23 protein-coding genes are annotated in these 23,593 nt (G+C 68.1%); 10 read left to right on the top strand and 13 right to left on the bottom strand.

What is annotated here, in order from left to right:
* The first annotated feature begins 11 nt into the window (after positions 1–11).
* The 5 genes from WEB29_10020 (at position 12) to WEB29_10000 (ending at position 5,714) form a co-directional block, all read left to right on the top strand.
* A complete protein-coding gene (locus WEB29_10020) occupies positions 12–1,502 on the top strand; it encodes a hypothetical protein (GenBank protein ID MEX2137265.1) in 1,491 nt (496 codons plus the stop codon).
* A 517-nt stretch (positions 1,503–2,019) separates the two neighbouring features.
* Positions 2,020–2,922, top strand: coding sequence for an ABC transporter ATP-binding protein (locus tag WEB29_10015; protein ID MEX2137264.1), 903 nt, complete (start codon positions 2,020–2,022; stop codon positions 2,920–2,922).
* 4 nt (positions 2,923–2,926) lie between these two features.
* A complete protein-coding gene (locus WEB29_10010; protein ID MEX2137263.1) occupies positions 2,927–3,727 on the top strand; it encodes an ABC transporter permease in 801 nt (266 codons plus the stop codon).
* Between the two features lie 2 nt (positions 3,728–3,729).
* Positions 3,730–4,728 (top strand): GNAT family N-acetyltransferase, encoded by a 999-nt coding sequence (locus WEB29_10005; protein ID MEX2137262.1) that lies wholly within the window; start codon positions 3,730–3,732, stop codon positions 4,726–4,728.
* A complete protein-coding gene (locus WEB29_10000; GenBank protein MEX2137261.1) occupies positions 4,725–5,714 on the top strand; it encodes a GNAT family N-acetyltransferase in 990 nt (329 codons plus the stop codon). The genes WEB29_10005 and WEB29_10000 overlap by 4 nt, the downstream gene beginning before the upstream one ends.
* Here WEB29_10000 and WEB29_09995 read toward each other — a convergent pair.
* Genes WEB29_09995 through WEB29_09965 form a run of 7 tightly spaced genes read right to left on the bottom strand, consistent with a single transcriptional unit; the run spans position 5,711 to position 11,832 of the window.
* Positions 5,711–6,928 carry a glycosyltransferase family 4 protein gene (locus WEB29_09995; protein ID MEX2137260.1) on the bottom strand — a complete coding sequence of 406 codons (1,218 nt, stop codon included), beginning with the start codon at positions 6,926–6,928 and terminating at the stop codon, positions 5,711–5,713. The two genes, WEB29_10000 and WEB29_09995, sit on opposite strands and share 4 nt — an antisense overlap.
* On the bottom strand, positions 6,925–7,686 hold the full coding sequence (locus WEB29_09990) for a CehA/McbA family metallohydrolase (GenBank protein MEX2137259.1): 762 nt from the start codon (positions 7,684–7,686) through the stop codon (positions 6,925–6,927). Before WEB29_09990 ends, WEB29_09995 begins: the two co-directional genes overlap by 4 nt.
* A complete protein-coding gene (locus WEB29_09985) occupies positions 7,679–8,572 on the bottom strand; it encodes a hypothetical protein (GenBank protein MEX2137258.1) in 894 nt (297 codons plus the stop codon). The genes WEB29_09990 and WEB29_09985 overlap by 8 nt, the downstream gene beginning before the upstream one ends.
* A complete protein-coding gene (locus tag WEB29_09980; GenBank protein ID MEX2137257.1) occupies positions 8,572–9,570 on the bottom strand; it encodes a lysophospholipid acyltransferase family protein in 999 nt (332 codons plus the stop codon). Before WEB29_09980 ends, WEB29_09985 begins: the two co-directional genes overlap by 1 nt.
* A 9-nt stretch (positions 9,571–9,579) precedes the next feature.
* Positions 9,580–10,785: an inositol-3-phosphate synthase gene (locus tag WEB29_09975; GenBank protein MEX2137256.1), complete on the bottom strand. Its 1,206-nt coding sequence runs from the start codon at positions 10,783–10,785 to the stop codon at positions 9,580–9,582.
* Positions 10,786–10,790: 5 nt separating this feature from the next.
* Positions 10,791–11,480, bottom strand: a complete 690-nt coding sequence (locus WEB29_09970; protein ID MEX2137255.1) for a CDP-alcohol phosphatidyltransferase family protein — start codon at positions 11,478–11,480, stop codon at positions 10,791–10,793.
* A complete protein-coding gene (locus WEB29_09965) occupies positions 11,470–11,832 on the bottom strand; it encodes a metalloregulator ArsR/SmtB family transcription factor (protein ID MEX2137254.1) in 363 nt (120 codons plus the stop codon). The genes WEB29_09970 and WEB29_09965 overlap by 11 nt, the downstream gene beginning before the upstream one ends.
* Positions 11,833–11,945: 113 nt before the next feature.
* On the opposite strand from WEB29_09965, the gene WEB29_09960 reads away from it, so the two are divergent.
* Genes WEB29_09960 through WEB29_09950 form a run of 3 tightly spaced genes read left to right on the top strand, consistent with a single transcriptional unit; the run spans position 11,946 to position 14,997 of the window.
* The gene (locus WEB29_09960; protein ID MEX2137253.1) at positions 11,946–12,740 is read left to right on the top strand and encodes an ATP-binding cassette domain-containing protein; all 795 of its coding nucleotides are present in this window, start codon (positions 11,946–11,948) and stop codon (positions 12,738–12,740) included.
* Positions 12,737–13,456 (top strand): hypothetical protein, encoded by a 720-nt coding sequence (locus WEB29_09955; GenBank protein MEX2137252.1) that lies wholly within the window; start codon positions 12,737–12,739, stop codon positions 13,454–13,456. Before WEB29_09960 ends, WEB29_09955 begins: the two co-directional genes overlap by 4 nt.
* Positions 13,453–14,997: an MFS transporter gene (locus tag WEB29_09950; GenBank protein MEX2137251.1), complete on the top strand. Its 1,545-nt coding sequence runs from the start codon at positions 13,453–13,455 to the stop codon at positions 14,995–14,997. The genes WEB29_09955 and WEB29_09950 overlap by 4 nt, the downstream gene beginning before the upstream one ends.
* On the opposite strand, the gene WEB29_09945 is transcribed toward WEB29_09950, so the two are convergent.
* The 6 genes from WEB29_09945 to WEB29_09920 are packed head-to-tail and all read right to left on the bottom strand — an operon-like array spanning position 14,994 to position 21,644.
* The gene (locus WEB29_09945; protein ID MEX2137250.1) at positions 14,994–15,680 is read right to left on the bottom strand and encodes a sortase; all 687 of its coding nucleotides are present in this window, start codon (positions 15,678–15,680) and stop codon (positions 14,994–14,996) included. The genes WEB29_09950 and WEB29_09945 overlap by 4 nt on opposite strands.
* Before the next feature lie 27 nt (positions 15,681–15,707).
* Positions 15,708–17,162 (bottom strand): NADH-quinone oxidoreductase subunit N, encoded by a 1,455-nt coding sequence (locus WEB29_09940; GenBank protein MEX2137249.1) that lies wholly within the window; start codon positions 17,160–17,162, stop codon positions 15,708–15,710.
* A gap of 10 nt (positions 17,163–17,172) precedes the next feature.
* Positions 17,173–18,696, bottom strand: coding sequence for an NADH-quinone oxidoreductase subunit M (locus WEB29_09935; GenBank protein ID MEX2137248.1), 1,524 nt, complete (start codon positions 18,694–18,696; stop codon positions 17,173–17,175).
* Complete coding sequence (gene nuoL, locus WEB29_09930; GenBank protein MEX2137247.1) at positions 18,693–20,882, bottom strand: NADH-quinone oxidoreductase subunit L; 2,190 nt, start codon at positions 20,880–20,882, stop codon at positions 18,693–18,695. Before nuoL ends, WEB29_09935 begins: the two co-directional genes overlap by 4 nt.
* Positions 20,883–20,886: 4 nt before the next feature.
* Positions 20,887–21,195 carry an NADH-quinone oxidoreductase subunit NuoK gene (gene nuoK, locus WEB29_09925; protein ID MEX2137246.1) on the bottom strand — a complete coding sequence of 103 codons (309 nt, stop codon included), beginning with the start codon at positions 21,193–21,195 and terminating at the stop codon, positions 20,887–20,889.
* Entirely contained in the window at positions 21,195–21,644 is a 450-nt protein-coding gene (locus WEB29_09920) for an NADH-quinone oxidoreductase subunit J (GenBank protein ID MEX2137245.1), read from the bottom strand. The genes nuoK and WEB29_09920 overlap by 1 nt, the downstream gene beginning before the upstream one ends.
* Before the next feature lie 177 nt (positions 21,645–21,821).
* On the opposite strand from WEB29_09920, the gene WEB29_09915 reads away from it, so the two are divergent.
* Both WEB29_09915 and WEB29_09910 read left to right on the top strand, forming a co-directional pair.
* On the top strand, positions 21,822–22,241 hold the full coding sequence (locus WEB29_09915) for a VanZ family protein (GenBank protein MEX2137244.1): 420 nt from the start codon (positions 21,822–21,824) through the stop codon (positions 22,239–22,241).
* A gap of 309 nt (positions 22,242–22,550) precedes the next feature.
* Positions 22,551–23,579: a Fic family protein gene (locus tag WEB29_09910; protein ID MEX2137243.1), complete on the top strand. Its 1,029-nt coding sequence runs from the start codon at positions 22,551–22,553 to the stop codon at positions 23,577–23,579.
* The last annotated feature ends 14 nt before the right edge of the window (positions 23,580–23,593 follow it).

The raw sequence follows: 23,593 nt of genomic DNA, 5'->3' as shown, positions 1-23,593 counted from the left end.
GAGGTCGGCGCATGGGCTGGTTGAGTGACATCGGGAATGCCGTCTCGTCAGTCGCGTCGACTGTCGGCGATGCCGTGGAGGACGCGGCCGATGCGGTCGTCGACACGGTGGACGATGCCGTCGATACGGGCATTGATTGGGCACAGGACCAGATTGAAGACGGCACCGACTGGTTGTGCGCCAATGGCGGCGACTTTGCCTGCAATGCCGGCAACATTGTCGGCGGATTCCTAGATGGGCTCTTAGAGGGCGCTCAGGATCTCATCGGAGATTTCTTCGATGCCGCTCGGGATGTAATTGGCATCTTCGGGGACCTCTTACGGCTCGACTTCGTCGGCGTCGTCGAAGGATTCGGAAACCTCTTCATGGATTTCCTCGATTTCCTCGTGGATGCGGCTCGCTTCATCTTCGGCGGGTACGTCATTGGAGGCATAGTTGGCAAGTACGATCGGTCATCGCTGCGTGGCTTCGTCTCGGACCTCCTGAACACGAAGTTCGGCTCGGATCCCGTCGCGCTACAAGCGGCCCGCGATCGTGTCGGTCTTGATCGGGCTGGCTGGGGTCTACCCCTTCAAGCTAGGCACCTAGTGCTGCGCCTGGACAGCGCGACGTCCCCACTCTGGCAGTGGCACGAGAGCGGCGTAATCGACCTCTATGCCATGTCACGGCTTCTCAGCTTCGATTCGGCCGACTTCGTACCGCGACCGCGCACGGTGGTGAAAGAGGTCGATTCGCAGGGGAACGAGAGCTCCTTCCCGGTCACGCGCTGGACACTTTCGCGCTACATCCATAGTCAGGGGCGGACAGGGCGCATACGCATCTACGCGATGTCCGATGAGGCGGTCGCCGAGAAAATCCGGATCGCCACGGAGAGGTGTCATGACCTTGGCATCAAGCTGGAATGGAACGACAGCGAACGCTTCTCGTGGTTCCACAATTACGGGGTGCATGACATCAGTGGCGAGGACGAATTCCGCTTCTCGGATGGGTTCATTAGTCCGTGGCTGGTGCGCGAGGAACTGCGCAACGGTGAGTCTGGCGAGGAGTGCACACTTCTAACGCTGGGAAACTTCCGCTATCACCTCGTCGACGACAGCGAGCACTTCGGTCTGACCGTTGGCCGAAGCCAGCTCGAGGGCACGCGGGCAGCCTCATGCACGACTCCACCGGATCGAAACGACAGCTGCTGCTCCACGGTTAACAGCGGAGGAGAGCGTGGCTCGGCTGTCCTCCACCGCGATCACTGGCCGTCCTATGTATTCCAGTACGTCCTGGCACACGAGATCGGGCACTACTTGGGCCTGTGCCATTACGGCCATGCGGGTCCCCAGAACGTGATGTGGCGTCCGGACATGGGCTGGCTGGATTGGGGTCTAGCCAATTACTACTTGGAGAGCCAACCCCATTTCACCTCGGACGATGCTCGCAACGCTTGGCGTTTCATCGTGAATCAAATGCCGCAATGCCTGGTTGGCACGGGTACGCAGCCCACGATCCTCTAGTACTGCCCGCCACACCTTCGCAGAAGGCCTAGGTGGGCCCATGAAACACATGACGGCAGGGCCGGCGATCCCCCGCTCCCCCCGGCCGCGGCAACTTTGACGGCCTCTAACTACTACCCCGGAATCGGCTTGACATCGCCAGAGACCGGGTCGTAGACTCCCGCGGCGGCCCCGACCTTGCCTTACCGCTGTGTGGTGCCGCCCGGCCAACCTCTCAACGAGGACGTGTGTTCTAGCCATGAGACTCTCGCACAGCGCCCGAATCGAGCGCCTCACGACGCCTACCAACGGCGCCGACGGCGGGAGATCTGCGCCCCCCTCGAGCTGATGCCATGGCGGCAGGGCCGCCAAGCACAAGCCACGAGCCGTGGGCCAGATCGGGTCCACGGTTTTTTGATGCTCGCCCACCGGCGAGGAGCAAGAGCCGCGGACCACGCAGGACCCGCGGCTCTCTCCATTTCATCGGCCAATCATGACAATCGAGCGAGTGATGACAGATCACCCAGAGGAACCTGAGATGACCACCCTGCTGGAACAACCGAAGACCGAGGCGATGCGCCCGGCAGTGCCGGCGCCTTCGCGCACGAACCGCGTCCTCTCGGACGACGGCGTTCTGGCCCTGCTCGTCGAGCACGTCACCAAGGAGTTCGTGGTCGGGCGCAAGCGCAAGCGGGTGATGGCCGTGAACGACGTCACGATCCGGATCCGCCGGGGCGAGATCTACGGCGTGCTGGGCGCGAACGGGAGCGGTAAGTCGACCCTGATCCGTCTGGTGAGCACGCTGCTCACGCTGGACGCCGGACAAGTCGAGGTCTTCGGCCACGACATCGAGCGGGACGAGATGGCGGTCAAGCGCGTCATCAACCGGGTGAGCGTGGACGCCGCCTTCTTCAAGAAGCTGAGCCCGTTCGAGAACCTGGCCTACGCGGCGCGGCTGTACGGCATGGAGCCGAAGGCCGCCCGAGCGGAGGCGATCTCGATCCTGGCACGGCTGGGGATCGGCGAGAAGCGACTCAGCCGGCCGCTGGAGCAGATGAGCCGGGGGATGCAGCAAAAGGTCGCGATCGCGCGGGCGCTGCTGACCAGCCCGACCCTGCTGCTCCTGGACGAGCCGACGACCGGTCTCGACCCGCGGTCGAAACTGGACGTGCAGACCTTCATCGAGGAGCTGCGCGACACCCATGACGCCACGATCGTGCTGACCACGCACGACCTGGCGGAGGCGGATCGGCTCTGCGACCGGATTGCGATCATCAACGACGGGCGGATCGTGGTCGAGGACACGCCCGAGGCGCTGAAGGCCAAGGTGGCCGATGAGCGCGGGCTGGAGCCGACCATGGAGAGCGTCTTCATGACCTACACCGGCCGCTCGCTGGACGACGACCTGGGAGACGACGAAGAGAAGGACGACGAGGACTAGACCGATGGCACTCATGACCCGCGAGCTGAAAGCCTCGTTCGCCTTTGTCGAGCGGAATTTCAACCTGACCAAGCGCTACTGGGGTTGGGAGGTCGCCTTCCTGGTCTATGCGGTGGCGGGCGCGCTGGCCGTGTCGCTGATCGGACAGGGGCAGGGCGACACCCGGCTGCTGATGACGCTGGTGATCGGCGCCGTCTTCTGGAACTACCTGTCGGTCGTCTTCAGCTTCATCGCCGAAACGGTCAGCTGGGAGCGCTGGGAGGGGACGCTGGAGTACACCTTCATGGCCCCCGTGCGGCGCTATGCGCAAATGCTGGGCTCGACGGTCTACGCGGTGGCGTTCGGCTTCGTGCACACCGTGGTGGTGCTGGTGGTGCTCGCCCTCTTCTTCGAGCTCGACCTGTCACGCGCCAACTTCGTGACCGCCGCGGTCTTCATGGTGCTCGGCTCGGTCTCGTTCATCGGGATCGGGATCATGACCGCCATCCTGCCGCTGATGTACGTCGAGCGTGGGGCGCAGATGACCTTCGTGCTGCAGTCGGTGCTGCTCCTGATCAGCGGCGTCTACTACAGCGTGGACGTGCTCCCCGGCTGGATGCAGTTCCTCTCGAACTTCAGCCCGGCGACCTACGTGCTCGACGCGACGCGCGCCGGGCTGATCGACGGCGTGGGCGTGGCCGATCTGCTCGGCGATGTCTGGCCGCTGGTCCTGATGGGGATCGTGTTCATCCCGCTGGGCCTGTGGGCCTTCGGGCGCGCCGAGCGCTACGCAAAGCGCACCGGCAAGCTGAAGAGAGTGGGGTAGCCATGCTGACCGAGATCCCGGGCCTTTCCCTCCGCACGCACACGGGCGGGACGGCGCCGGCCGCGCTCATGGCGCCGATCGCCAACGCGGTGTACGTCGCCAATGGCGTCGACGAGCTGACCACGGTCGCCGACCTGGAGCACTGGCTCGGTCACACGACCGAGACCTTCGACCCGAGTCAGAACGTGGTCCTGGCCGAGGTGGACAGCGCGCTGGTCGGGTATGGGTGGGTGGATTGGGCCGATACGACCGACGGCCTCCGCGAGTTCCGCCTGGGCGGCTACGTGCACCCCGACTGGCAGGGCCGGGGGATCGGGCGGCGTCTGGTGGCGTGGCAGGAGGAGCACGCCAGGGCGCACCCCGCCGCGAGGTCGGCCGGACGGCCGCTGGGCTTCGGCACGTGGTCCAACGACCTGAATGTGAGCAAGGTCAAGCTCATCACCCGTCTCGGCTATGAGCAGGTGCGCTTCTTCTTCGAGATGCGGCGAGCTCCGCTCGATGACATCGACGTGCCGCCGATGCCCGAGGGACTCGAGATCCGGCCGGTCGGCGCTGACCGTGCCAGCCAGAAGCAGCTGTGGGATGCCGATGTCGAGGCGTTCGCTGATCACTGGGGCGGCTTCGACCCCTCATATTCGGCCTTCGAGGCCCGGCTCGCAGCACCGCATCACGATCCAGGGCTGTGGGTCGCCGCCTGGGACGGCGACGAGGTCGCTGGAGCGGTGACGAACGCGATCTACACCGACGAGAACCAGAAATTCGGACGGAAGCGCGCGTGGCTCGAGACCGTCTTCGTCCGTCGCGCCTGGCGACGGCGTGGGCTCGGAGCGGCCCTGGTGGCGCGCGCCCTCGTCCGCGTGCGCGAGGCTGGAATGGAGGAGGCGATGCTGGGCGTCGACAGCGACAACCCGACGGGCGCGCTGGGCCTCTACCAGCGTGCCGGCTTCGAGATCCACCGACGCTCGGCCGCCTATCGCAAGCCGATGGAGATCACGCCATGACGATCACCCTATCCGACGCCCCGCCGATCCCCGGTCTGCGGTTCCGCGGCATCCAGCGCCCGGCTGACGATGCAGCGATCGCGCAGCTTGTCAACGCCGGCATGGTGGCGAACGGCATTCCACACCGGTTCTCACTGGCGCAGTTCAGCAGCTGGCTGGACCACCCCACGAACCTCGACCTGGCGGCCGACCTGCTCTTCGCGGAGGTGAACGGGTCGGTGGTCGCATATACCGAGGGCGGCTGGGAACAGGACAATGACGGCGGCCGCAACTACCAGGTCTGGGGACAGGTGCATCCCGACTGGCAGCGCCGCGGCCTGGGGACCGCGCTCCTGCGCTGGACCGAGGAGCGACAGCGGCGGGTTGCCGCCGCGCACCCCGACGTCGACAAGCGCCTGCAGAGCTGGGCCAGTGAGGCGGAGGCCGGCCGCCTGGCGCTGCTCGAGGGGCACGGATACGAGATCGTGCGCTACGACTACGAGATGGAGCGCCCGACCCTCGACGACATTCAGCCGCTGCCCTTCCCCGCGGGGATCGAGCTGCGGCCGGCGCGCGACGAGCACCTGCGCCGCATCTGGGAGACCGAGATCGAGGTCTTTCGCGACCACTGGGGAGCGATCGACGACAGCGAGGCAAGCTTCGAGCGGACGAAGTCCGATCCACGCCGCGACATGAGCCTGTGGGTGGTCGCCTGGCAGGGCGACGAGATCGTCGGCCAGGTGCTGAACCGGATCGACAAGGAAGCGAACGCCGAGCTTGGTGTGCGGCGCGGCTGGCTCAGCTCGGTCGGCGTCCGTCGCGCCTGGCGGCGACAGGGGATCGGCCGCGCCCTGGTGGCCGAGAGCCTTCGCGTCCTGCGCGACGCGGGCATGACGAGTGCGGGTCTCGGCGTGGACGCGGAGAATGCGAACGGGGCGCTTGGGGTCTACGAGACGAGCGGCTTTCGCGTGGTACGGACCGAGCGGGTCTACCGCAAGACGCTCTAGCGGGGAGTGCCCGTCCTGATCGCCCCCTCCCGGATCTCGCGGTAGAAGTCGACGATCTGCTCGGTGACGCGGTCCCAGGAGTACTCGGGGGCCTTCGCGCGCCCCTCCTCACCCATCCGGTGCCGCAGCTCCTCGTCGTTCGACAGGCGGTAGAGCGCCGCCGCCAGGGCCCGGTGGTTGCGCGGCTCGACCAGCAGCCCCTGGACGCCGCGCTGCACCACGTTCTTGTAGCCGTGGATGTCCGATGCGACGATCGGCACGCCGGCGGCCATCGCCTCCAGCAGCACGATCCCGAAGCTCTCCTGGCCGGTCGCCGGCGCGCAGAAGATGTCGGAGCTGGCGAAGTAGCGCGCCTTGGCGTCATCCGACACGCGGCCCAGGAACTCCACGTCGCGCACCTGGCGCAGCCCCACGAAGCGGCGGTACTCGCGCTGCTTGGGTCCCGAGCCGATGATCAGCAGTCGCGCATCGACGTGGCGCTTGCGCAGGCGGTGATAGGCACGGAGCAGGTGGATGAGGCCCTTGCGTTCCTCGAAGCGACCCACGAACAGGATGTTGATCGTCCCGTCCCGAAGCTCCTCGAACGGCTCCGCATCGGCGAATCGGTCCAGGTCGACCCCGTTGGGGATGATCCGATAGTCGCCGGGGAAGTAGCGACTGATGAAGTGGCGCGCGGCCCCGCTGACCGCGATCCGGCCGTGGAGCTTGGCCGCCAGGCGGCCCGCGAACCACTTGCCGACCCAGTACGACGGCGAGAACCCGCCAAAGGCGTGGAAGGTGGCGACGTTGACGGTGTCGGACTGGTCGAGGATGGTCGGCGACAGGAACGGCACGAACGGCTCGTGGAAATGCAGGATGTCGAACCGATGCTCGGCGAGGAGCTCGCGCGCCTGCTGCTTGAAGCGCCAGCCGAGCGTGACGCGGCCCATGCTGCCGTTGGCAGGGAACGCGTAGCCGGTCCCCAGCCGAATGACGCGCCCCTCGTCCTCCCGTTCCTTGCCGTACTTGCTGGTGATGATCCAGGCGTCGTGGCCCATCCGCCGCATCGCCTCGTAGGCGTGGCGGACGTGCTCGTTGACGCCGCCGGGGTGGGGATAGCCGTACGGGCTCACGATCCCGACCTTCAGCGGGGCCCGATTGGCGACGGATTGGGCGCCAGGGATCGGCGCACCGACCGCGACCGGGGGCGCCGGCGGAGCGATCGGCTCACTCATCGCCATTCTCCTGTGGGACGGAGAGTATGCCGGACGTGCCGTGCCTTGGCGACCAGCTGCCGCCCGTAGACGCTGACGTTGTGCCAGGGGGTCCAGTACTCGCCCTCGGCTTCAGTGGTGCGGTCCGCGATCGCTCTGCGGTAGTCCTCGGCGCTTGCCCCGCGGAACCAGGTCCAGCCGGTCCCCACGTGCTCGAGCACGTGCGCGTCCGAGTTGCCGACGGCGGCGAGCTCCATCAGCTGGTTGAGAGCATGGCGGTGGGGCCGCCGCGCGCGCCCGGCGACACTGGGATTGAGCATCTCGATGGCGTCGAGGCGATGGCTGGCCTCCGGGTCGCGGTGCAGGCGCAGCAGGCTGCGGCGCCCCAGGCTGGGGGTGAGCGGCGCCATCGGGTGCGCGGCGATGGCGATCCCGCCCTGGGCGTGGATCCGCTCGATCGTCTCCTCAAGGGGACGCAGGGCAGGGATGCGCTCGCTCAGGAAGAGTGCCAGCACATGGCCGCGCCGGGTCGTGATCTCCTCGCCGACGATCAGGCCGAAGTGATAGTCGCCGGCGCCGTGCAGCTCCAGCGCGCGCAGCGCCCCGTCGATCCGCTCGTGATCGGTGACCGCAATCAGGTCGAGGTCGGTGGCCTGCTCGACGTGGTCCAGCAGCGCCTGCACCTCCATCACGCCATCCGAGTACAGGGTGTGCAGGTGCATGTCCGCACGGCCCCGCTCGCCACCGCTTCGTGGTCTCAGAGGTGTCGCGTCAGCCACGCCGGGACCTCTTCTCGTCCCAGATCGGCTGGAAGCAGGCGAACCACTGCTCGGGCGAGACGCTGATCGCCTTTTCCATGCGCCGAGCCATCGCCTCGGTCAGGGCGGCCGTGTCGGCGCGTCGGTCGCCGCTGAGCTCCGCCTCGATCAGCCAGGCGCGGGCATTGAACCGCTCCGGGCCGATTCGCCAGCTGGCAGCCACCAGCAGCGGCCGGCCCGAGAGCAGCGCCAGGCTTGCCGGGCCGGTGGGGAGGCTCGTGGGCGCGTCGAACAGGAGGGTGGGATGCCCCGTACCGGAAAAATTCCGGTCGGCCACCACCCCCGCGATGCCGCCCTTGCGCAGCTCCTCCATCAGCGGTCGTCGAGCCTGGGAGAGCGGCACCATCGTGACGCCGCGCCCGCTGGCCCGGCGGGCGAAGAGGAAGTCGTAGAGGGCTTTCGGTCGAATCTCCTCGACCGGAACGACGGCGTGCAGGCCGTGGGCGGCGACGAACGAACCGTACGGCTCGGCGTTCCCGAAATGCATCGTCGCGATCACGACGCCCCCGCGCAGGACTGGCTCCCAACGCTCCCAGTCATCGACGCTGACCATCGCTCCGACCTCTTCGATGGAGGCATGGGGGATGCGCAGCAGCTCGAGGTAGTAGCGGGCGTGCTCGACGAACGCCTTGCGCACCAGCCGACGGAAGGCGGGACCGGCGGTCGGGCGACCGATTGCCGCGCTCACACGGGCCAGGTTGGCGGCGACGAGGGTCCGGCGTCTGGACGCGAGGCGGTACCAGGCCCAGCCGACGAGATCTGCCAGCGCGTAGGCGGCGCGTCGCGGCAGGAGGCGGGCAACCAGGTCGGCGGCACGCAGGCCGATGCCCAGCAACAGGCCTCCCATCAGGCCGACGGCTTCGTCCAGTCCTCGCCGCGGCGCGCCGCATCGAGGGCAGCGCGCGCCCGCGCGCGATCGGCATCGGTCTGTGGCCAGACCGGGCGGAACATGTACCACTGGCCGGGATCCTCGGCGATCACGCTGCCCAGTGCGTCGGCGAGCGCCTGGGTGGCGCGATAGGTCTCCGCCGGGGAGTCGTTGGCCGCGGTGATCAGCGGCAGGCCGCGGGTCCGGAATCGGTCGTTCGGCAGGCGGCTGCAGGCGACCGGCAGCATCGGCGCTCCTGATCGGGCCGATAGCGCGGCAGGGCCGGCTGGGAAGGTGGTCGGCTCGCCCAGGAACTCGACCGGCACGTCGCCGTCGCGGTATCCCCCGTCGCAGAAGAGGACGAGGTTCGATCCCGCCTTCAGCGCGCGGAAGAGGCCGCGCAGGCTGCGCCAGCCGATCAGGGTCAACCCGTGACGAGCGCGGATCGCGCGCAGGTGCTCGTACAGCCGTCCGTAGGTCGTGTCGTCGGCGACGACGTGCATCTCGTGCCCGAATCGGTGCAGCGCTGGCGCGATCAGGTCCATCCCGCCGACATGGACCGTGCAGAGCAGCACCCCGCGCTCGGTCGCGCGCGCTTCATGGAGCAGCTCGAGGTTGTCGATGGCGACCAGCTTCGCGACCTCGTCGGCCGTCAGCGTGCTCAGCCGCATGACGTCAGCCAGGTACCTGGCGTAGTTGCGGAACGCCCGGCGAGCTGCTCGCCGCACGCGCGGGTGATCGGCCGGCAGGTGCAGGACATGCGCCACATTGGCGCGCACCACGGCGCGCTTGTCTCCGGTCAGGTCGTGCGCCGCATTGCCGGCCGCCGCCGCGAGCGGGAGGACCAGCCAACGCGGCAGGAAGTTGATGATCCGCTCGCCGAGCCGATAGCCCCAGTAGGTGAGCTGCTCCCGACGCCGCTCGCCCGCTGCCGCCCGTGGGCGCTCGACCTCAGTTGCGCTGGCCGTGCTGGACACCCGCTCAGTCTAGGTGAAGGCGGCCTTGGCCTTAGCCGGAACGAGCTTGCGCTGCGTGCTCTTCGGCGGCGTCTCGGTGCCGACCAGCGTCTCGTTGTCGTCGCCGCGGATGAAGGCCTCGACCCGCTCGTGGGCCACGTCGTCGTGCAGCTGGCGCGGCGGACTCTTCATGAAGTAGGACGAGGGCCCGACCAGCGTGCCTGCCAGCCCGCGGTCCAGGCCCAGCTTCAGGCAGCGGATCGCATCGGTGATCACGCCGGCGCTGTTCGGGGAGTCCCACACCTCGAGCTTCAACTCCAGGTTGAGCGGCACGTCGCCGAAGGTGGTCCCCTCCATGCGGATGTGGCACCACTTGCGGTCCTTGAGCCACGGGACGTAGTCGGACGGGCCGACGTGCACGTTGTCGTCGTCGATCTCGTAGTCGAGCATCGAGGTCATGGCGTTCGTCTTGCTGATCTTCTTCGACTCGAGGCGCTCACGCTCCAGCATGTTCAGGAAGTCGGTGTTGCCGCCGAAGTTCAGCTGGTAGGTGCGATCGATCCGCACGCCACGATCCATGAAGAGACGGGTCAGCACGCGGTGGGTGATGGTGGCGCCGACCTGGCTCTTGATGTCGTCGCCGATCACCGGCAGGCCCCGCTCCGCAAAGCGCCGCTGCCAGTACGGTTCACGACCGATGAAGACCGGGATGGCATTGATGAAGCCGACGCCCGCCTGGAGCGCCTGCTCGACGTACCACTTGGTGGCCTGCTCGGAGCCGACCGGCAGGAACGAGACCATCACGTCGACCTTGCGGTCCTTGAGGATGCCGACCACGTCCGCGGTCGGGCCGGGGGCCTTCTCGATCACCTCCGACAGGTACTTGCCGAGCCCATCGTGGGTCATGCCGCGGTCCACCGTCACGCCGGTGTGCGGCACATCGGAAAACTTGATGGTGTTGTTCTGTCCCGCGAAGACCGCCTCGGACAGATCCTTGCCGACCTTCGTCTTGTCGACGTCGAAGGCCGCCACGAAGTCGATGTCGCGGATGTGGTAGCCACCCAGGTTCACGTGCATCAGGCCGGGGACGAGGTCGTTGTCCTTGGCGTCCTCGTAGTAGTGGCGACCCTGGACCAGGCTCGAGGCGCAGTTGCCGACGCCGACGATCGCCACCCGAATCTTGCCGTCCGTGGGGCGATGCCCGTTGCGGGCGCCCTTGCCATTGGTGCTGGCCACGATTGCTATCTCTCCTCTGTGCTGTCGCCGGCGACGGCCGTCGGCGACTCTGTCATCTCGCGTTGAACGTGCCAGATGCGCTGAATGGTGGTTGCCGCCGAGAGGGCGGCGACGATGCCGATGGCGCCGATCAGGCCGATCTGCAGGCCAAGTCCGGCCAGCGCGATGCCGGCCACGATCAGCACGAGCCGCTCGGTGCGGGGAGCGAGCCCAACCGCGGCCGAGATGCCGATTGCCTCGGCCTTGGCTCGCGTGTAGCTGACCATGAACGAGCCGCACAGGGCGGCGAGCGCCAGGACCACGGGCCCGATCGGATCGGCGTCGACCTGCAGGAAGTAGATGATGATGGCGACGTACAGGATCGCCTCCGCCGCGCGGTCGAGGGTCGAGTCGAGGAAGCCGCCGAAGGGGGTGCTGCCACCGGTGGCGCGGGCCAGGGCCCCATCGACCGCGTCGAGCAGCGACCCAGCGACGAGGATGATCGCGCCGGCCAGGAGCTGCCCCATGGCAACCAGCCCGGCTGCGACGGCGACCACCACGAATCCGATGACGGTGACCCGATTGGGCGTGATGCCGAGTCGCTGCGCCAACCGGACCAACGGTGCGAGCAGCGCTCTGCCCGCCTCCTTCAGCCGGTTCGACAGCAGCGAGCCGCCCCGCGGCAGCTGCCCGGCCTGCGGATGGCTAGCCGACATCGGTCACCTCGGAGGAGCGGTTCGGGCGCGCCATGCCAATGCCGGAGGTCCCGCCGATCAGTCGTGCCTCCAGCTCGTGCAGCTCTTCGAAGGCGGCGGTCCGCAGCCGGCAGATCACCTCGCGGCCCTGGCGCTGCGTCTCGACCAGGTCGGAGAGTCGCAGGATGCGCAGGTGCCAGCTGATGAGTGGCTGTGACAGCACGACGCGGGCCGACAGCTCGTTGACGGGCATCGGGCCGAATTCGGCCAGCAGGCTGATGACCCGCAGCCGGGTCTCGTCACCCAGCGCGCGATAGAGGGTTCGCAGGCGGCGCAGATCGCGCTCCGCGCGGGTCTCTGTGGCAAGCGTCATTGCGTAGTGCTTCTTTATCAAATGCGGATTGATATAAGCGGGTGCTTATGATATGGCCCTGACCTGCCGGGCGTCAAGGGCCAAGAATCGCCCGTGCTAGACTGCCGGCGGAGGTGCGACCCCTGACGAGTTCCACGCCCGACGCGCTGTGGGCCTCGCGGTCGGTTCGCACGCTCAAGCCCGCAGCGGTGGTGTGCGAGGGCGTTACTCGCAGACAGCGCGGGCAGCGCCTCCTGGATGACCTGACCATGGTGGTCGGCGTCGGTGCGCGCCTCCTCGTCGTGTCGCAGCCGGAGCAGTCGGCGTCAATGCTGCTGCGGATTTTGGCCGGCCTCTCCCGCATGCAGTCCGGGATCGTGCGGCTGGCGGGCGTGGCGCGCCCTGACAGCTCCGCGGCGGGCTGGGCGCGACGCGTCGGCTACGTGGGTCCGGAGGCGGGGATCTACCCGTGGATGACGCCGCGCGAAGTGCTCGACCTGGCGGGGCGCATCGCCGAATACGATCCACCTGACATCCAGCGCAGGATCGACGGGGTGGCGGAGCACTATCGGATCGGGGTGCACCTCGACCAGCCGATTCGACGCGGGGGCGAGCCCCTCGCCCAGCGCGTCGCCCTCGCCTCGGCGATGTTGACGGAGCCCGAGGTGCTCCTCCTGGATGAGCCGCTGCGGGCAGCGGATCCTGAGGAGCGGGCGCGGCTGCTGACCATGCAGGGTCGGAGGCGCACCGTCGTGATTGCGAGCCGCTACCCGGCCAGCGAGGCGGGGCTGGTGAATCAGGTCGCCTTCCTGCGTAAGGGTCGCCTGCTCCTGCACGCCTCCGTGGACGAGCTCGACCAGAGGGGCCTGGCGCTCTCGCGGCGGGGCATCGACGCGCTCATCGAGCTGAACGCCGCGGAGGCCGGATGAGGCGCCTCCGGACGCTCACGCGCATGGCGCTGCACGAGCTGTGGATCAGCTTCCGGCTGGTCCCCCTGGTCGGCCTGCCGGTGGTCGGCGGGATGCTGGTCAGCGCGGTGCCGCCCGAGTTTGCGGGCGAGACCGCGGTCGGCGGGGCCAGCTTCTGGTACGCCGTCGCCGCCGGCGCGGCGATCTGCGTTGCGTCGGGCCTGGCGGCGCTGACCATGGCCCATGAGCGCCGCCGCGGAACGGTGGCCTGGATGGCGGTGCGCGCCGTGCCGCGCGCATCGGTCCTCTTCTCGTGGTTCCTGGCCTTCGCCATCCTGCTCATCACGGGCCTCGCACTCGGTGCAGTCGGTGCCTGGCTGGCGGTCATCGGCCGGGCCGAGGCACCGCCCGACGCGCTCCCCTTCGCCGCGGCCGCGGCGGCAACCGCAGGGACCGCCCTGGCCGGCGTAGCTGCGGGCCTCCTCATCGGCACCACGCTGCCGAACCTGCCGGCGACCCTCCTTGCTGTGGCGGTCAGCACCCCGCTGGTTGCGGCGGCCTTCCTGGCGCCGTTGAGCGCGCTTCCGCTGCCGATCGGCGGCCTGGGCCTCCTGACGCACCTGGACTCCGCCGTTCGCCCGGTGGCGGGCGCGCTCCAGTCGGCCGGGGCCGCGCTGGCATCGGCAGCCGTTCTGCTCGCATTGGCCGGGGCGGGGCTCGAGCGCAGCGATCTGTGAAGCTCACCGCCTGGGGGATCCTGGCGGTGGCCTCGCTTGGCGTCTTCCTGGGGGGCGCGGAGCTGATGGTGGTCGCCGTCGCGCTGCCCTCGATCGTCGCCGACTTTGGCGGCTGGGCCGATCTGGGACGTGCCAGCTGGATCGTCAACGGCTACCTTCTCGCCTACATCGTGGCGATGCCGCTGGCCGGGCGGGCCGCCGACCTGTGGGGCGCTCGCCGGCTGTACCTGATCGCCCTCGGACTCTTCTGCCTCGGCAGCCTGGGCGCCGGCCTGTCGCGCATCGCGGGTCCCGAGACCGGCCTCGCCTGGCTGATCGGCTCGCGGGTGGTGCAGGGCCTGGGCGGCGGAGCGCTCGTCCCGCTCTCGATGGCCCTGGCCAGCCACCTCTTCGCCGGCCGGGCGCGAGCGACGGCGCTGGGGGTCGAGGGGGCGGCGACCTTCGTGGGGATGGCGGTCGGACCCGCCTACGGCGCATGGGTCCTGCTGAACGTGGCGCTGCCGATCCCCGGACTCGACGTGGTCGGCTGGCAATGGATCTTCTTCCTGAACGTGCCGGTCGGCCTGGTGGTGCTGCTCCTGCTGTACGTGGTCGCCGGGGGAGTGGAGACGCCGCGCGCCGCCGGCCGGCTGGACCTGGCGGCTGGGCTGCTGGCGTCGGTGGCGCTGGTCGCCGGCGTCGGAGCGTTGTCGCTCGCCGGCGAGCGCGGCTGGGGCGACCCGCTGGTGCTGGGAGGGTTGGCCGCGTCGGCGCTGTGCGCGGTCGCGTTCGTGCTGCGCGAGCTGCGGCAGGCCGCGCCGCTGATCGATCCGCGCCTCTTCGCCGACGCACGCTTCGCGGCCTCGAACGGGGTCAGCCTGCTCACCGGCTACACGCTGGCCACGGCCATCATCGGTGGGCCGGTCTTCGTCAGCCGCGTGCTGAACGCCGGCGCGGACCGATCGGCCGCGGCGCTCACCGCCCTGACCCTGGCGATTGCGATCGGAGCCGTCGTGGGAGGGGTGGGGTCCGGGCTGGTCGGCCAGCGGCTCACCACTGTCGCCGGAGTGGGGCTGACCATCATCGGCCTCTGGTTCGCAACCGGCTGGGGGGTCGAGACGGACCTGGCTCGATTGCAGCGCGACCTGGCCATCTTCGGCGCCGGATTCGGGCTCACCGTCTCGCCGCGGGCGACTGCCGCGGTCGAGGCGGCCGGCGCATCCGCGTACGGGGTGGCCAGCGCCATGCTGCAGGTGACCCGCACGATCGGGATGAGCGTCGGCCTGGCGCTTCTGACCAGCATCGGCCAGAACCGGATCGACGAGCTGACCGCGCTCATCAACGACCCGCCGCGTCGCGACGCCCTGGTCACCAGCCTGGGGCACCCCGAGTTCGTTGCGGTCGACCCGCGCTCGAGCCTGGCGCTGGTGGACCTGCTCGAGGCGTGGTCACGCGGGGAGGCGGCCGGCGTCCTGCGCCTCGTCCTCCAGATCGCGCTGGCGGTGGCGGTGCTGACCGTGATCCCCGCGCTGCTGGTCGAGGGGCGGCGTCGCGCCCGCTAGAAGAGCGGGTCCGCGATGATGATCAGCTCGCCCCAGTTGCGGTTGAAGCCCTGGCTCGTCTGCAGGGTGAGGCGCTCATGGTCGGTGGGGCTCGCCCACTCCGCGCCAGGGCAATTGCCCGGCGGCGGGTACTGGAGGGCGAGCGGCGGGTTGGGCATCTCAGGGACGCGCTCGTCGGGACAGCTGACGTTGGGGTGGATCTCCGTCACCACGTAGTGCAGCACGACCCCGTCCGACATGAGGATCTTGACCTCCGCTCCCAGGACCACGTTCCAGAGGCGCTTGAAGAGGTGCTGAAGCGCGTGCCCGACGATGTATGTGCTCGTGCCGCGTCCCGGCTCCGAGCTCTGGTAGAGAACGTACGCGGCGTCGTCGGGCGGAAAGCCCCCCTGACCGATGGTCGCGTGCTTGACCGCCACGTTCAGCGCGACCGACGGGATCTCGATCTGCTTGGCCACCCAATCGTCGGGGATGGGGGTGGCTGAGGGGGTCGGCACCGGCGTGAACCCCGAGGGACCCGGCGTGGGAGTGGGAGTGGCCACCGCCACCTCGCTCGGCTCGGGGATCCCCGGCAGGCTGGCTCCCGGCCTGTCGACGGGCAGCTGCCCGGCGAGGATGAGACCCACCCCGACCACGGCCAGGAGCAGCGGCAGCACGGTTCCCGGCGCGGAGGAGGCCTTCATCGGCCCGAGTCTACCGTGGCGGCCCGCTCAGAGCAGACTGGCAGCCGACGCCCGCAGGAAGCTGATGATCGGGTCCGGGAAGAGCCCCAGCAGGAGCACGCCGGCCACCGAGATCGCAAGCGCAAAGGCTGTGAGCGGCGAGCGGTCGATCGGCGCCGGATCGGCCTCTGGCTCGCGCATGTACATGTAGACGATGACACGCAGGTAGTAGAAGGCCGCCAGGGCGGCGTTCAGGGCGATCGCCACGGCCAGCCAGGCGACCCCCGCATCCACGGTCGCCACGAGCACGTACAGCTTGGCGAAGAAACCGACCGTGGGCGGGATCCCGGTCAGGGAGAGGAGCAGGACGGCCATCGCTGCGGCCAGGGCAGGGGCGCGACCCGCCAGCCCGGCGAAGGCGGAGAGGCCGCCGTAGCGGCGTGGGTCGCGCTGCAGCATGCCGACCACGCTGAAGGCGGCGATGTTCATCACCCCGTAGCCGAGGACGTAGAAGAGGATCGCCTCGATCCCCTGGGTCCGGATGGCGGGGTCGGTGGCGTGTGCGAACGCGGCGAGGCCGGCGATGATGTAGCCGGTGTGGGCGATGCTCGAGTAGGCGAGCATCCGCTTCACGTTCGTCTGAGCCAGCGCCACGATGTTGCCACCGGTCATGGTCAGCACGGCCAGGATCGCCATCACCCCGTACCAGTCGGCACCGCTGACGCCCAGCCCCTCTGCGAAGACGCGGACCAGCAGCGCGAACGCACCGAGCTTGGGACCCACCGACAGGAAGCCGGTGATCGGGGTCGGCGCGCCCTGGTAGGCGTCCGGAGTCCAGTAGTGGAACGGCACCGCGGCCGCCTTGAAGGTCGAGCCGACGGTCAGCATCGCAATCGCGACCAGGCCCGCGGCGCCGCCATCGCTCACCAGGCCACCGATCTCGGAGAGGCGTGTCGAATGCGTCAGGCCGTAGGTCCAGCTGATGCCGAAGAGGAGGATCGCGCTGGCAAAGCTGCCGAGCAGGAAGTACTTCAGCCCGCCCTCGTTGCTGTAGCGATCGGTCTTATGGAAGCCGGCCAGCAGGTAGGCGGGCATCACCATCAGCTCCAGGCCGATGAAGAGCGTGATCAGGTCGCTCGCCGAGGCCAGCACGAACATCCCGCTCAGGCTGAAGAGGAGGATCACGTTGAACTCGCCGAGCGGCAGCTTTCGCTGAGCGAGGTAGGCCGGCGCGAAGAGGGACGCCAGGATCCCGATCACGACCGTGGCGACCTTGAAGAAGACCGAAAGGTCGTCGACGCGGTAGAAACCGGCGAAGACGGTCTGGTTGAGGCCCCACACCGTCCAGCAGGCATATCCCACGAAGCCAAGGCCGATGACCGTGATCGGCGTCAGCAGCCACTTGTCTTCGCGGCGCAGGAAGAGGTCGATCGTCAAAATCGCCAGGACCAGCACGGTCAGCGCCAGCTCGGGCAGGATCGCGGACAGGTCGTCGGCGTTCATGGCTGTGCGGCTACCACGGCAGGCTCCAGCTGGTGAGCCCGGGCGACGCGTTCACCACGTCCAGGATCCGCTCCACTGGCGCCGAGATCGCGTCGAGGACGGGGCCGGGCACGACGCCGAGCCCCACCACCAGCAGGATCAGCGGCGTCAGCGACAGCCATTCGTTGCGGGTCATGTCGGTCAGCGCTGGCCAGGAGCGACGCATCCAGTCGGACGGGACGGCGAAGAAGACGCGCTGGAACATCCACAGCATGTAGACCGCGCTGATGATCACCACCAGCATCGTGGCTGCGGCGACCCAGCCGGAGTACTGGAACGCGCCGAGCAGGACCAGGAACTCGCCGATGAAGCCCGACAGCCCGGGCAGCCCGATGCTGGCGAAGGTGAACAGGCCGAAGATCGCCGCGTAACGCGGCAGCCGGGCGTTGAGCCCGCCCATGTGCGCGATCTGGCGATCGTGGGTGCGCTCGTAGATGACCCCCACCAGCAGGAAGAGGGCACCTGTCGTCACCCCGTGGCTGATCATCTGGAAGACGGCACCCTGCAGCCCCTGGGTGTTGAACACGAAGACGCCGAGCATCACGAAGCCCATGTGGCTGACCGATGAGTAGGCGATCAGCTTCTTGAGGTCCGGCTGCACCATGCTGACCATGGCTCCGTACAGGATGGCGACCACCGCCAGGCCGATCACGATCGGGGCGAAGGCGACCGCCGCGTCCGGGGCGAGCGGCAGCGAGTAGCGCAGGAAGCCGTAGCCGCCCAGCTTCAGGAGCACCCCGGCCAGGATGATGCTGCCGGCAGTCGGCGCCTCGACGTGTGCATCGGGGAGCCAGGTGTGGAACGGCCACATCGGGACCTTGATGGCGAAGGCCAGGAAGAAGGCGACGAAGGCGAGCGCCTGCAGCGAGTCGGTGTAGCCGAAATCGCGCAGGGTCTCGTAGCTGAAGGTGAAGGGGTTGCCGGCAGAGGCATGCGCGATCGCCACGGCCAGGATGGCGACCAGCATCAGCAGTGACCCGACCAGCGTGTAGATCACGAACTTGACGGTTGCGTAGATGCGTCGCGGGCCGCCCCAGATCCCGATCACCAGGTACATCGGGATCAGGCTGAGCTCCCAGAAGACGTAGAACAGGAACAGGTCCAGGCTGACGAAGACGCCCAGCATGCCGATCATCAGCAGCAGCATGGTGGCGTAGTACTCCTTGACCCGCGTCTGGATCGGGTCCCAGGAGTAGAAGATGCTGACCACGCTGAGCACGGTGGTGAGCAGCACGAGCACCACCGACAGGCCGTCCACGCCGAGCGTGTAGCGCATCCCGAATGCGGCGATCCACGGGATGTCCTCGCGGAACTGGAACTCGGCGCCATCGGGCCTGTAGCCCAGCAGGTAGAGGCTGAATGCGAGGCTGGCGAGCGCGGCAAGCAGCGCGATCCAGCGGATGACGCGGTGCATGTCGCCGGGCACCAGCAGGATCAGCGCCACACCGATCAGCGGCGTGAAGACGACCAGGCTCAGGATCGGCAGATCAGTCATGCGCGGAAGACCAGGAAGGCGACCAGCACGACCACCATGCCTGCGGCCATGCCCAGCGCGTAGTTCTGGACGTGACCGGTCTGCGTGCGGCGCAGGAGGGTTCCGTACTGCTGGGCGACCCAGCCGGCCCCGTTGACCGCCCCGTCGATGACCTTGGCATCGAACCACCACAGCGCGTTGCCGACCAGCACGCCGCCGCGGGCCCAGACCAGGTTGTAGAGATCATCGACGTAGTACTTGTTCACGCTGGCGGCGTACATCCCCGGGCCGAGCCCGAACGGGATGCGCGCCACGAAGCGAGCCGGCGCCTCAGGGTCGAGGACGTACCAGCGGTAGGCGAGCCAGATGCCTGCCGCACCGACTCCGGCGCCGGCCAGCAGCAGCAGGCCGCCGATGCCGAAGAGGCTGAACTCGTGGTGCCCACTGGCCGCGATCGAGCCGGGCAGGATCCCGGCTCCCGCCTCCTCGGCGCCGTGGAAGACCTCTTCCAGCCAGCCATGGATCACCCCGCCCTCGGGAGGCAGGCCCAGCAGCAGGCCGATCAGGATGGTCGGGACGGCCAGGATGATGAGCGGCGCGACGATGGTCGGTGCCGACTCGTGGACGTACTGCCAGGCATCGCGCGGGCCACGCCATCGGCCATGGAAGGTCATGTACACCATGCGGAAGGTGTAAAAGGCCGTCATGAAGGCGACCAGCAGGCCGACCGCCCAGAACAGGTAGTAGCCGCGCCCGAAGGCCTCGGCCAGGATCTCGTCCTTGCTGAAGAAGCCGGCGAAGATCGGGATGCCGGCAAGGGCCAGCGAGCCGACCACCATGGTTACGTAGGTCCACAGCATCTTCGCCCGCAAGCCGCCCATGTAGCGCATGTCCTGCTCGCCGCCCGCGCCATGGATCACCGAGCCGGAGCCCATGAACAGGAGCCCCTTGAAGAAGCCGTGGCTGACCAGGTGGAAGATGGCCGCCACCCATGCGCCGATGCCGAGCGCAAAGAACATGTAGGCGAGCTGGCTGACGGTCGAGTAGGCGAGCACCTTCTTGATGTCGTTCTGGGTCAGCGCGATGGCCGCCGCGAAGATGGCGGTGAAGACACCGATGCTGGCCACCACCCACATGGCGGTAGGGCTCTCCGCGAAGATCGGGTTGGCGCGGGCGACCATGTAGACCCCGGCGTTGACCATGGTAGCGGCGTGGATCAGGGCGCTGACCGGGGTGGGGCCCTCCATCGCGTCGGGGAGCCAGACGTGGAGCGGGAACTGGGCGCTCTTGCCGACCGCACCGGCGAAGAGAAGGAGGGCGATCACCGTCACCGCGGCAGGATCGAGGGTGCTGCCGATGGTGGCGAAGACCTCCTCGAAGTCCAGCGTGCCGAGCAGGGTCCAGATCATCAAGATCCCGAGCCCGAAGCCGAAGTCGCCGACCCGGTTGACGATGAACGCCTTCTTGGCGGCTCCCGCCGCCGACGGCTTCTTGTACCAGAAGCCGATGAGCGCGTAGCTGCACAGCCCGACCGCCTCCCAGCCGACGTACAGCATCAGGAAGTTGTCGCCCAGGATCAGCAGCAGCATGCTGAACATGAAGAGGTTCAGGTAGGCGAAGAAGCGCCACAGACCGCGGTCGCCGTCCATGTAGCCGATGCTGTAAACGTGGACCAGCAGGCCGACCGTGCTGACCACCAGCAGCAGCATCGCGGTCAGCCCATCTACCAGGAAGGCGATCTCGACGTGGAAGCTGCCGGAGCCGATCCACTCGTACAGCGAGACGTGGTACTCGTGCCCGCCGAACACGACGTTGACGAAAACGACCATGCTGAAGATCCACCCGACCGCCACCAGCGCGGTGGGAATCCACCACGAGCGGTAGACCGGCCGCGGCCCGCCCTCGACCACGTGGCCCACCTGGCCCAGCCCGTCGTTCAGGTCGGCGGGGATGACCCCATCGGCGCCGTTGCTGTTGGCCAGGTCGTCGGCGTGCCCGGCATGCGGCGAGGTGGCGCGCTGCTCCTCCTCGCTGGGGACCGGGCGGAAGCCCGACTCGTCCACCTCGGCGTGCGCGTCACGGCCCTCGCCGTGCGACTCGTGGCCACGTGCCGGGAAGCGATCGATGCGCGGGCCGACCAGCACCGCGAACAGGAAGCCGGCCAGCGGCAGGGCCGGGATGAGCGCGATCAGCGACTCGACGGTCATCGGCTCATTCCTTGAGGTCCGAGTACTCGTCCACCTCGGGGGTCTGGCGGGTGCGGATGATGGCGATCACCAGGGCCAGTCCCACCGTCGCCTCGGCCGCCGCGACGGCCATCACCAGCAGCGCGAAGATCGCCCCGGAGTCGTTGGGGGTGTAGTAGTCGTACGCGTTGAAGGCGACCAGCGACAGGTTCACCGCGTTCAGCATCAGCTCGATGCTGATCAGCATCAGGATCGCGTTGCGGCGCGCCAGGAAGCCGAACATCCCGATCGCGAAGAGCATGGCCGAGACGATCAGGTACGCCTGCAGGCCCATCAGCTGTTGGCCTGCTCGTCGTCTTCAGGGCGCCTCGCGAGATAGATGGCGCCGATGATGGCGGCCAGCAGCAGCAGGCTCAGGATCTCGAACGGCAGCGCGTAGTCGGTGAAGAGCGCCACGGCCATCGCGTTCAGGTTGACCGCGATGACGACGGTGGCGTTGCCCCAATCCGTCGCGGTGACGGCCCAGCCGATGAGTCCCACCACCGCGACCGCGGCGAGCGCCGCCAGCCAGACCTGGCGGTGGAACGGCGACGGCAGGTTCGCGTCGCCGGCCTGGGTCAGCATGATCGCGAACAGGATCAGGACGCTGATGGCGCCGAGGTAGATGAGGACCTGTGCGGCCGCCACGATCGGGGCTCCCAGGAGCGCGTACATCCCCGCCAGCGACCCGAAGCAGACCATCATCGCGACCGCGCTGTGGATGATGTTGCGCAGCGTGACCACCAGCAGCCCGGCGCCGATGACACCAGCGGCGAGCAGGACGAAGAGGACGCCGGAGAGGTCCAGGGCAGCGGCTCCTGTCGAGTGTTCGGGCGCTCAAACGGCCTCGCCGATCTGCAGATCCGAGGCCGCCTCCGATTCTAGCGCAGCTCGCGCCGCGATCCGTGCCAAGGTAGCCCCATGCGCCTGCTCGCCACGCTCGTCCTTGCCGTGTGGCTGATCGGCGGCCTGGTGCTCGCCCTCCAGCCCGCGCACCCGCGCCCAGGCCAGGTCGTGGATGACAACCTGGTCCCGTTCCACACGCTCGCGATCTACCTGGACAACCTCGGCTCGGATTTCTGGCTGCGCAACCTGTTCGGCAACCTGGCCTTGCTCCTCCCCCTCGGCCTCCTCGGCCCCATCGCTCTCCCCGCCCTGGACCGATGGTGGCGCGTCGCCCTCCTTGCACTCCTCGTCTCGACCGCCATCGAGCTCACCCAGCTGGCGGTCCCCGACCGCTCAGCCGACATCGACGACGTCATCGTCAACGTCACCGGCGCCCTGGTTGGCTACGCCATCCTTGGCGTAATGCGTCACTTCGTGAGCCACCGCACTGCATAGATGACGTCGGACAGCCGTGCGCGATGGCACGTGCGCCGATGGTGGGAGCGAGCGCGAAAGCGGAGAGGGGCCCGCGACGTACGTGCAGGTTAGAGGTCGACAATCCTCATGGTGCAGATTAGAATCCTGCAGCACGCAGAGATTTATCGGATAATCCACCCCGTACGGTGAGCCACGATGCTATTCACGACCCCCGACCTTACAGCCGAAGATCTGGAGGTCGTCGCGAAGATCGACGATCTACGTACCAACCTTCGATACGCGGTGGCTCAGAGCCCCCGGCGTTGGACGGGGTCGCTACGCCGCGTCATGTTCGCACGCGCGATCCAAGGCTCCAACACCATCGAGGGGTACATCGTCACCTTGGCCGATGCCATGGCGATGGCGGAGGGCGAGGAGCCGCTCGGTGCCGCCGAGGAGACGCGCCAGGCTATCGCGGGCTATCGGGACGCGATGACGTACGTCCTGCAGCTGGCGAATGACCCGCACTTCGCCTACAGCCAGGGGCTAATCAACAGCCTTCACTTCATGATGCTCAAGTACGACATGGCCAAGGGGCCGGGCCTCTTCCGGCCAGGGCCGATCTACGTGCATAACGAGGCATCGGGTCAGATCGTCTACGAGGGGCCGCCCGGAGACGAGGTTCCCGGGCTAGTGGAAGAGCTGGTAGCCGAGCTTCACGACTCCACGAGCGTGCCCGCCCTCGTGCGCGCCGCAATGGCTCACCTGAACCTGGCCATGATCCATCCCTACCGCGACGGCAACGGGCGCATGGCCCGCATCATTCAGTCGCTTGTCCTGTCGCAGGAAGGCATCCTGCAGACCGAATTCGCGAGCGTCGAGGAGTACTTGGGCCGGAACACGCAGGCCTATTACGACGTTCTCGCTGAGGTAGGACGCGGCACATGGCAGCCGTGGAACGACGCCTCACCGTGGATTCGGTTCAACCTCACCGCGCATTTCCGGCAGGCCCGGACCCTCATGCGGCGGGCCCGCCAGGCTGAACGGCTGTGGTCGGTGCTAACCGACCGGTCAGCCCGTGATGGCTTGCCAGAACGCACGGTGCTGGCCCTGTTCGATGCCGCACAGCGATTCCGTGTCCGGAACGGCCAATACCACGAGAACGCGGAGATCTCGGAACACGCCGGCGGCCGTGATCTGAAGCGGCTCGTCGAACTCGGGCTGCTCGAGCCAATGGGCGAGAAGCGGGGCCGGTTCTACGTTGCGACGCCGGCTCTGTTCTCGCTCGCGGCGCCTGTCTGGGAGCTCGGCAGATCTTGGGAGCTCGAGGATCCGTACGCGGTCGTGCAACAGCGACTGCCATTGGCCAGCGCCTGAGCCACCGGAACGAA

Source organism: Chloroflexota bacterium (assembly GCA_040902225.1).
Classification (GTDB): domain Bacteria; phylum Chloroflexota; class Limnocylindria; order QHBO01; family QHBO01; genus CF-167.
The sequence above is the reverse complement of the archived record's forward strand: the minus strand, read 5'-3'. Positions and strand labels throughout refer to the sequence as shown.

What these genes read in the sequence shown, in the direction of transcription:
- WEB29_10020 (MEX2137265.1), top strand. Translation starts at nt 12, where the DNA reads ATGGGCTGGTTGAGTGACATCGGGAATGCCGTCTCGTCAGTCGCGTCG.
- WEB29_10015 (MEX2137264.1), top strand. Translation starts at nt 2,020, where the DNA reads ATGACCACCCTGCTGGAACAACCGAAGACCGAGGCGATGCGCCCGGCA.
- WEB29_10010 (MEX2137263.1), top strand. Translation starts at nt 2,927, where the DNA reads ATGGCACTCATGACCCGCGAGCTGAAAGCCTCGTTCGCCTTTGTCGAG.
- WEB29_10005 (MEX2137262.1), top strand. Translation starts at nt 3,730, where the DNA reads ATGCTGACCGAGATCCCGGGCCTTTCCCTCCGCACGCACACGGGCGGG.
- WEB29_10000 (MEX2137261.1), top strand. Translation starts at nt 4,725, where the DNA reads ATGACGATCACCCTATCCGACGCCCCGCCGATCCCCGGTCTGCGGTTC.
- WEB29_09995 (MEX2137260.1), bottom strand. Translation starts at nt 6,928, where the DNA reads ATGAGTGAGCCGATCGCTCCGCCGGCGCCCCCGGTCGCGGTCGGTGCG.
- WEB29_09985 (MEX2137258.1), bottom strand. Translation starts at nt 8,572, where the DNA reads ATGGGAGGCCTGTTGCTGGGCATCGGCCTGCGTGCCGCCGACCTGGTT.
- WEB29_09970 (MEX2137255.1), bottom strand. Translation starts at nt 11,480, where the DNA reads ATGTCGGCTAGCCATCCGCAGGCCGGGCAGCTGCCGCGGGGCGGCTCG.
- WEB29_09965 (MEX2137254.1), bottom strand. Translation starts at nt 11,832, where the DNA reads ATGACGCTTGCCACAGAGACCCGCGCGGAGCGCGATCTGCGCCGCCTG.
- WEB29_09955 (MEX2137252.1), top strand. Translation starts at nt 12,737, where the DNA reads ATGAGGCGCCTCCGGACGCTCACGCGCATGGCGCTGCACGAGCTGTGG.
- WEB29_09945 (MEX2137250.1), bottom strand. Translation starts at nt 15,680, where the DNA reads ATGAAGGCCTCCTCCGCGCCGGGAACCGTGCTGCCGCTGCTCCTGGCC.
- WEB29_09940 (MEX2137249.1), bottom strand. Translation starts at nt 17,162, where the DNA reads ATGAACGCCGACGACCTGTCCGCGATCCTGCCCGAGCTGGCGCTGACC.
- WEB29_09935 (MEX2137248.1), bottom strand. Translation starts at nt 18,696, where the DNA reads ATGACTGATCTGCCGATCCTGAGCCTGGTCGTCTTCACGCCGCTGATC.
- nuoL (MEX2137247.1), bottom strand. Translation starts at nt 20,882, where the DNA reads ATGACCGTCGAGTCGCTGATCGCGCTCATCCCGGCCCTGCCGCTGGCC.
- nuoK (MEX2137246.1), bottom strand. Translation starts at nt 21,195, where the DNA reads ATGGGCCTGCAGGCGTACCTGATCGTCTCGGCCATGCTCTTCGCGATC.
- WEB29_09915 (MEX2137244.1), top strand. Translation starts at nt 21,822, where the DNA reads ATGCGCCTGCTCGCCACGCTCGTCCTTGCCGTGTGGCTGATCGGCGGC.
- WEB29_09910 (MEX2137243.1), top strand. Translation starts at nt 22,551, where the DNA reads ATGTTCGCACGCGCGATCCAAGGCTCCAACACCATCGAGGGGTACATC.